We start from the raw sequence: 7,319 nt of genomic DNA on the forward strand, positions 1-7,319 counted from the left end.
TGGCAGGACGGCGGGGCGTACGGCGGGCGGCGCGTCTCCCTGACCCGGCAGGTCGTCTGGGCCGAGGAGTACGCCCGGGCCCGCGCCCCCGGCCGAGCCGGCCACATCGGGGAGAACCTGCTGGCGCCCACGCTGATCGCCCACGGGAGCGACGAGCAGAAGCAGCGGTTCCTGCCCGCCGTCGCCCGTGGGGAGGAGCTCTGGTGCCAGGGCTACAGCGAGCCGGGCGCCGGGTCCGACCTGGCCTCGGTGCGTACCGCCGCCGTGCGGGACGGGCGCGCGTACCGCGTCACCGGGCAGAAGATCTGGACCTCCCTGGCGCAGGACGCCGACTGGTGCTTCGTCCTGGCCAGGACCGGCGCGGGCAGTGTGCGCCATCACGGGCTTTCGTTCCTGCTGGTGCCGATGGACCAGCCGGGGCGAATCGACGTACGGCCGATCCGGCAGATGACCGGGACCAGCGAGTTCAACGAGGTGTTCTTCGACGGGGCCGTCGCCCGGGACGTCGTCGGTGGTGAGGGCCATGGCTGGCGCGTCGCGATGGGGCTGCTCGCGCTGGAGCGCGGAGTGTCCACGCTCGTGCAGCAGATCGGCTTCGCGCGGGAGCTGGCGGAGGTCGTGCGCGTCGCGCTCGCGGAAGGGGAGCGGGGTGCCGGGGACCCTGTCGTACGCGGTCGTCTGGTGCGGCTGTGGGCCGAGCTGCACGTGATGCGGGCGAACGCCCTGCGGACGCTCGGGACTTCGGACGACGATCCCGGAGGGCCCAGCGTCGCCAAGCTGCTGTGGGGCGGCTGGCACCGGCGCCTCGGTGAGCTCGCCGTGCAGGTGCGGGGCGCGGCCGCCGCGGTCGGGCCGTACGACTGGGACGAGGAGCGGCCGTACGCGCTCGACCCTCTGCAGCGCTTGTTCCTGTTCAGCCGGGCCGACACCATCTACGGCGGCTCCGACGAGATCCAGCGGAACATCATCGCCGAGCGTGTGCTCGGCCTACCGAGGGAGCCCCGATGAGAGGTGTGGTGTTCGACGGCACGCGGGCCGAGGTCGTCGACGACCTGGAGATACGCGACCCGGGCCCCGGCGAGGTGCTGGTCGCGATCGCCGCGGCCGGGCTCTGCCACAGCGATCTGTCGGTGATCGACGGGACGATCCCCTTCCCCGTGCCCGTGGTGCTCGGGCACGAGGGCGCCGGGGTCGTCGAGGCGGTCGGCGCGGGCGTCGGCCACGTCGCGCCCGGCGACCACGTCTCGCTGTCCACGCTGGCCAGTTGCGGGGCGTGCCCCGACTGCGGCCGGGGGCGGCCGACGATGTGCCGCAGGGCGATCGGGATGCCGGGGCGGCCCTTCACGCGTGGTGGGCGCCCGCTCCACCAGTTCGCCTCCAACTCGGCCTTCGCGGAACGGACCCTGGTCAAGGGCGTCCAGGCGGTGAAGATCCCCCGGGACATCCCGCTGACGTCCGCCGCGCTCATCGGCTGCGGGGTTCTCACCGGGGTCGGCGCCGTGCTCAACCGGGCGAAGGTCGCCCTCGGGGACACGGTCGTCGTCATCGGGACGGGCGGGATCGGGCTCAACGTCCTCCAGGGCGCCCGGATCGCCGGGGCGTCGACGATCGTCGCCGTCGATTCCAACCCGGCCAAGGAGGCGGCCGCGCGGCAGTTCGGCGCGACGCACTTCCTCGCCTCGGCCGAGGGGGACGCCGTACGGGAGATCCTGCCGTCCGGCGCGGACCACGCGTTCGAGTGCGTCGGCAGTACGGCGCTGATCCGCCAGGCGATCGACCTGCTCGACCGGCACGGGCAGGCGGTGCTGCTCGGGGTGCCGGCCGCCACGGCGGAGGCGTCGTTCCTCGTCTCCTCGATGTACCTGGACAAGTCGATCCTCGGCTGCCGGTACGGCTCCTCGCGCCCGCAGCAGGACATCGCCCTGTACGCCCGGCTGTACGCGCAGGGCCGGCTGCTGCTGGACGAGCTGGTGACCGAGACGTATCCGGTGGAGGACTTCGCCAAGGCGGCGGACGACGCGCACCACGGGCGCGTGGCCAGGGGCGTGCTGACGTTCTGAGCCGGCCGCTACGCGCTCGGGGCGGTCGTGGCGCGGAACGTGCGGCGGTAGACGGTCGGGGGCACGCCGAGCGCCGTCCGGAGGTGCTGGCGCAGGGAGGTCGCCGTGCCGAAACCGGCGTCGCGGGCCACCTGGTCGACGGACAGGTCGGTCGATTCGAGCAGATGCCGGGCCCGCTCCACCCGCTGCTGGGCCAGCCACTGGCCGGGGCTGATCCCGGCCTCCTCGCGGAACCGGCGGGTGAACGTCCGTACCGACATCGACTCCTGCTCGGCCATGTCCCGCAGCTGGATCGGCTCGTGGAGGCGGTCCAGGGCCCACGCCCGGGCGGCGGTCGTGGTCGCCACCTGCGGTTCCGGGACCGGACGGTGGATGTACTGGGCCTGTCCGCCGTCCCGGTGCGGCGGTACGACGGTGCGTCGGGCCACCTCGTTGGCGACGGCGCTGCCGTGGTCGCGCCGCACGATGTGCAGGCAGAGGTCGAGCCCGGCGGCGACCCCGGCGGAGGTCAGGACATCGCCGTCGTCGATGAACAGGACGTCCGCGTCGACCCGCACGGAGGGGAACAGGCGCTGGAAATGACCGGCCGCCGACCAGTGCGTGGTCGCGGGGCGGCCGTCGAGATAGCCCGCGGCAGCCAGGACGTACCCGCCGGTGCAGATGGAGACCATGCGGGTGCCGGGGCGTACGAAGGTGAGGGCGGCCTCGAGGTCCTCGGTCAGTACGCCCTGCTCGTAGACGGAGCCGAGCTCGTACGACGCGGGGACCACGACGGTGTCGGCGGTGGCCAGGGCCTCGGGGCCGAGCTCGACGGCGATGGAGAAGTCGGCGTCCGTACGGACGGGGCCCGGCGGCCGGACGGAACACGTCACGATCTCGTAGAGGGGCTCGCCCGCCGTGTCCTTCGCGCGGCCGAAGATGCGGTGCGGGATGCCGAGTTCGAAAGGGAGCAGTCCGTCGAGCGCCAGGACGACCACGCGGTGCGGCACGGTGCCGTGCTTCCTGTCCATCGGCCCCGGCTCCTCACGGTCCAAAATGGCTGGCTGGTATAGACCTCTAGCTGGTACATCTCTGCGCTGTGACGGACAAGCGTGCAGCGGCCCAGGACATTCCCGAGACGGCCGGGGCGCCGCGAGAAGGCCCCGCGGCCCGGTGGAACCGTAACTTCCGGCTCTTCTTCGTGGCGCGGACGGTCGCCGTCCTCGGCGACGGCATGGTGCCCGTCGCCCTGGCCGCCGGTCTGCTCGGCGCGGGCCGCCCCGGCTCCTCGGTCGGTTACGCCCTGGCCGCGTGGATCGGCCCCTTCGCGGTCCTGGTCCTCTTCGGTAGCGTACTCGCGGACCGCTTCACGCCCCGCCGGATGATGATCCTCGCGGACGGTCTGCGACTGGTCGGCGCCTCGGTGCTCGCCCTGTCCTTCGCGGCCGGCGACCCGTCGGTGTGGGTGGTGTACGGGCTGAGCGCGGTCAGCGGTGTCGGCGCGGCGCTCTTCCAGCCGGGGGTCGCTTCGACCGTCCCGCGGATCGCGCACGACGTACAGCGGGCGAACGCGGTCCTGCGCGTCTGCGAGGCGCTCATGACCATGGCCGGTCCGGCCTTCGCGGGGCTCGTGGTGGGGGTCTCGGGCGGCGCGGGCGCGGTGTTCGCCGCCAACGCCGCGACGTTCGCCGTCAGCGGGGTCTGCCTGTTCCTGCTGCGGCTGCCGCCGGCCGGGGAGCCGGTGGAGCGCGGCTCGCTGCTGGCGGAACTGGTCGACGGCTGGCGGGAGTTCACCTCGCGCAGCTGGCTGTGGGGCGTCATCGCGATATGGACGGTGTACGGGCTGACCGTGGCCGGCCCGATGCTGCCGCTCACCGCCGTCCTGGTGACCGAGGCGCACGGCTCGGGCACGTACGGCGTGCTCATGGCGGTCAACGGCGCGGGCAGCGTGGCGGGCGGACTGCTTGCGATGCGGCTGCGGCCGGCGCGCCCGCTGGCGGCGGGGGCCGTGGCGCTGCTCGGGGTCGTGGTCAATCTGCTGGTGTTCGGGCTGGACCTGTCCGTGACCGCCCTGGGGGCGGGCCAGTTCGCCGGCGGCGCGGCCTTCGCGTTCTGGCTGGTGATGTGGTCGACGACGGTCCAGACGCACGTGCCGCCCGACGCGCTGAACCGACTGCACGCGTACGACGTGTCCGGATCGCTGCTGATGATGGCGGCGGGCCGCGCGCTGGCGGGCCCGGTGGCGGAGGCGGTGGGCGCGGAGCGGGTCCTGCTGGCGGGAGTGGTCGTGATGCTGGGGGTGATCGGAGTGCTGCTGGGGGCGCGCCCGATCCGCGAGCTGCGGCGGGTGGGGTGAGGGGGGCGTGCCGACCGTAGCGCGTGTCCCGATCCTTGCGAACCGTGGCTGTCCGGCCACTCGACCGGCCCTACGACGGGCCCGAAGCTGTGGGACGTGACCCAGACAACCGACGCCGCCGCGAAGACGACCCCCCCGGCCGCCGGCCCGCGCCGCAGGCGCCGGATGCCGCACCGCGCGTGGTTCGTGGCCGCCGTGGCCTTCGTGACGATCATTGGAGGCGCCGCCTTCAACTCCCTCCCGGGCCTGCTGATCGACCCGCTGCACGAGCGGTTCGGCTGGTCGCGCGGCGAGATCGGCTTCGCCGTCTCCATCGACATGGCGCTGTACGGTCTGACCGCGCCGTTCGCCGCCGCGCTGATGGACCGCTTCGGCATGCGCAAGGTGGTGGTCGCGGCGCTGAGCACGGTCGCCGCCGGCGCCCTGCTCAGCGTCTGGATGACCGCGAGCTGGCAGCTGATGCTCTACTGGGGCCTGCTCGTCGGCCTCGGCACCGGGTCGATGGCGATGGCTTTCGCCGCGACGGTCACCAACCGCTGGTTCGTCGAGCGCCGGGGCCTGGTCACCGGCGTACTGACCGCCGCCGGGGCGTCCGGCCAGCTGATCTTCCTGCCGCTGTGCGCCTGGATCGTCGAGCACCACGGCTGGCGGCCCGCCTCCGTCACGGTCGCCCTGGCCGCGCTGGTCGTCGTCCCGTTCGTCTGGCTGCTGCTGCGCGACCACCCGGCCGACGTGGGGCTCGCCCCGTACGGAGGGGAGTTCGTGCCGAAGCCGGCGCCCCGCACGGGCGCGGCGAAGCGGACGGTGACCGTCCTCTTCGCGGCGGTGCGGACGGGGCCGTTCTGGCTGCTCGCGGGCACGTTCGCGATCTGCGGGGCGTCGACGAACGGACTCATGCGGACCTACTTCGTCCCCTCCGCCCACGACCACGGCATGCCCATCACCGCCGCCGCCTCGCTGCTCGCCGTCATCGGTGTCTTCGACGTCATCGGCACGATCGCCTCCGGCTGGCTCACCGACCGCTTCGAGGCCCGCCGCCTGCTCGCCGTCTACTACGCGCTGCGCGGTGTCTCGCTGCTCTTCCTGCCGATGCTGATGGCCCCGAGCGTCCACCCGCCGATGATCTTCTTCATCGTCTTCTACGGCCTCGACTGGGTGGCGACCGTTCCGCCGACCCTCGCCCTGTGCCGGGAGCAGTACGGCGAGGACTCCGCCATCGTCTTCGGGTGGGTGCTCGCCTCGCACCAGGTGGGCGCGGCCGTGGTCGCCTTCGCGGGCGGTGTGGCGCGCGACGTGTTCGGCTCGTACGACGTCGTCTGGTACGGGGCGGGGGCGCTGTGCGCGGCCGCCGCGCTGATGTCCCTGGTCATCCGCAGGAAGCCGGTGCCCCTCGCGGGTCTCACGCGCTGAAGCGGCCGAACCTGCCCCGGTGGAACAGCAGCGGCTCCCCGTCGTCGGACCCGCCCAGCGCCTCGACCCGGCCGACGACGATCAGGTGGTCGCCGCCGGTGTGGACGGCCTGGACGCGGCAGTCGATCCAGGCCGGTACGGAGTCGAGCAGCGGAGACCCGGTGACGGGTGCCGGCGCGTACCCGACGCCCGCGAACTTGTCCGCCCCGCTCACCGCGAAGCCGCGGCACAGGTCGCCCTGGTCCGCGCCGAGGATGTTGACGCAGAAGACGCCGGCGCGGGCTATTTTGGGCCAGGTCGTGGACGTACGGGCGACCATGAAGGTGACCAGGGGCGGGTCGAGGGAGAGCGAGGCGAAGGACTGGCAGGCGAAGCCGGCCGGTCCCGCGGGGTCCTCCAAGCCGGTGTGCGGGGCCGTGACGACCGTGACGCCGGTCGCGAAGCGGCCGAGCACGGCGCGGAACTCGGCCGGGTCGACCGGCAGCCGCTCGTCCGCGCCGACGGCCCGCAGGTCGGGGCGCGGGAGCGCGTCGTAGGGTTCGGCGGCCGTGGGGGCGCCGACCGACCTGAGGTATCGGACGACGGTGGCCGCCATCCCTGCGTGTCCCATCACCCCTCCATTGAAACTGACGGATCGTCAGATGGGAAGGCGCGGACAGCTCCGGACACCACCCTGCGGCCTGTCCTCACAGGCCGCGGTACTTGGGCGTACGCCGCTCGACGAAGCTCGCCACGCCCTCGTTCGCGTCCGCCGTCGTCATGTTGATCTCCTGGGCGGCCGCCTCGGCGGCGAACGCGGTGGCCCGGTCGACGTCGAGGGAGGCGTTGACCAGCTGCTTGGCGAGGACGATCGAGCGGGTCGGGCCGGCCGCCAGGCGCTCGGCCCAGGCCCGCGCGGTCCCGGCCAGTTCCGCGTCCGGCACGACGCGGTTGACCAGGCCCAGTCGCTCGGCCTCGGCGGCCGGTACGGAGTCCCCGAAGAACATCAGCTCCTTCGCGCGCTGCGGGCCGACCAGGCGGGGCAGCAGGTACGCGCCGCCGCCGTCCGGGACCAGGCCGCGGCGTACGAAGACCTCGATGAACTTCGCGGATTCAGCGGCCAGCACCAGGTCGCAGGCGAACGCGAGGTGGGCGCCGATGCCGGCGGCGGTGCCGTTGACCGCGGCGATCACCGGCTTCTCGCAGTCCAGCACGGCGCTGACGAGCCGCTGCGCGCCGAGCCGGATCGTACGGGCGACGTCCCCCGCGACCCGGTCGCCGGGGCTCGCCGGCGCCCCGCGCAGGTCCGCGCCCGCGCAGAAGCCCTTGCCGGTGGCGGTGAGGACCACGGCGCGGGTGGCGGGGTCGGCGGAGGCGGCGGCGAGCAGCGCGACGACGCGGTCGCGCTGGGGCCACGATCGACGCGCGCAGGAAGGCCAGGGGCGACGCGGCCGCGCCGGCGGCGGACGGCTCCTGACGGGAGCCGGCGTACGGGAGAGGACGGCCGTCCGGCCCGGTGGCCGGGCGGCCGTCGT

General features: G+C 73.8%; 7 protein-coding genes. 4 read left to right on the forward strand and 3 right to left on the reverse strand.

All coding sequences use genetic code 11. The features are described 5' to 3' along the window. Together E2E34_RS28365 and E2E34_RS28370 are read left to right on the forward strand one after the other, a co-directional pair. Window positions 1–1,008, forward strand: a 1,008-nt coding sequence (locus E2E34_RS28365) for an acyl-CoA dehydrogenase family protein (protein ID WP_138904740.1), incomplete at its 5' end; no start/stop codon positions are given. Further along, complete coding sequence (locus E2E34_RS28370; protein WP_138904741.1) at window positions 1,005–2,060, forward strand: Zn-dependent alcohol dehydrogenase; 1,056 nt, start codon at window positions 1,005–1,007, stop codon at window positions 2,058–2,060. The genes E2E34_RS28365 and E2E34_RS28370, both read left to right, overlap by 4 nt. A gap of 8 nt (window positions 2,061–2,068) precedes the next feature. On the opposite strand, the gene E2E34_RS28375 is transcribed toward E2E34_RS28370, so the two are convergent. Continuing rightward, on the reverse strand, window positions 2,069–3,070 hold the full coding sequence (locus E2E34_RS28375; protein ID WP_167518405.1) for a GlxA family transcriptional regulator: 1,002 nt from the start codon (window positions 3,068–3,070) through the stop codon (window positions 2,069–2,071). A gap of 98 nt (window positions 3,071–3,168) precedes the next feature. Here E2E34_RS28375 and E2E34_RS28380 point away from each other — a divergent pair, with 98 nt between their 5' ends. After that, on the forward strand, window positions 3,169–4,395 hold the full coding sequence (locus E2E34_RS28380; protein ID WP_244316196.1) for an MFS transporter: 1,227 nt from the start codon (window positions 3,169–3,171) through the stop codon (window positions 4,393–4,395). Window positions 4,396–4,491: 96 nt separating this feature from the next. Beyond that, the gene (locus E2E34_RS28385) at window positions 4,492–5,805 is read left to right on the forward strand and encodes an MFS transporter (RefSeq protein WP_244316192.1); all 1,314 of its coding nucleotides are present in this window, start codon (window positions 4,492–4,494) and stop codon (window positions 5,803–5,805) included. Here E2E34_RS28385 and E2E34_RS28390 read toward each other — a convergent pair. Together E2E34_RS28390 and E2E34_RS28395 are read right to left on the reverse strand one after the other, a co-directional pair. Next, window positions 5,795–6,400 carry a flavin reductase family protein gene (locus E2E34_RS28390; protein ID WP_138904745.1) on the reverse strand — a complete coding sequence of 202 codons (606 nt, stop codon included), beginning with the start codon at window positions 6,398–6,400 and terminating at the stop codon, window positions 5,795–5,797. The two genes, E2E34_RS28385 and E2E34_RS28390, sit on opposite strands and share 11 nt — an antisense overlap. A gap of 91 nt (window positions 6,401–6,491) precedes the next feature. Next, on the reverse strand, window positions 6,492–7,319 hold an 828-nt coding region (locus tag E2E34_RS28395), incomplete at its 5' end, for an enoyl-CoA hydratase/isomerase family protein (protein WP_244316194.1).

Origin of the sequence: Streptomyces albidochromogenes (assembly GCF_005981925.1) — a bacterium.
Classification (GTDB): domain Bacteria; phylum Actinomycetota; class Actinomycetes; order Streptomycetales; family Streptomycetaceae; genus Streptomyces; species Streptomyces albidochromogenes.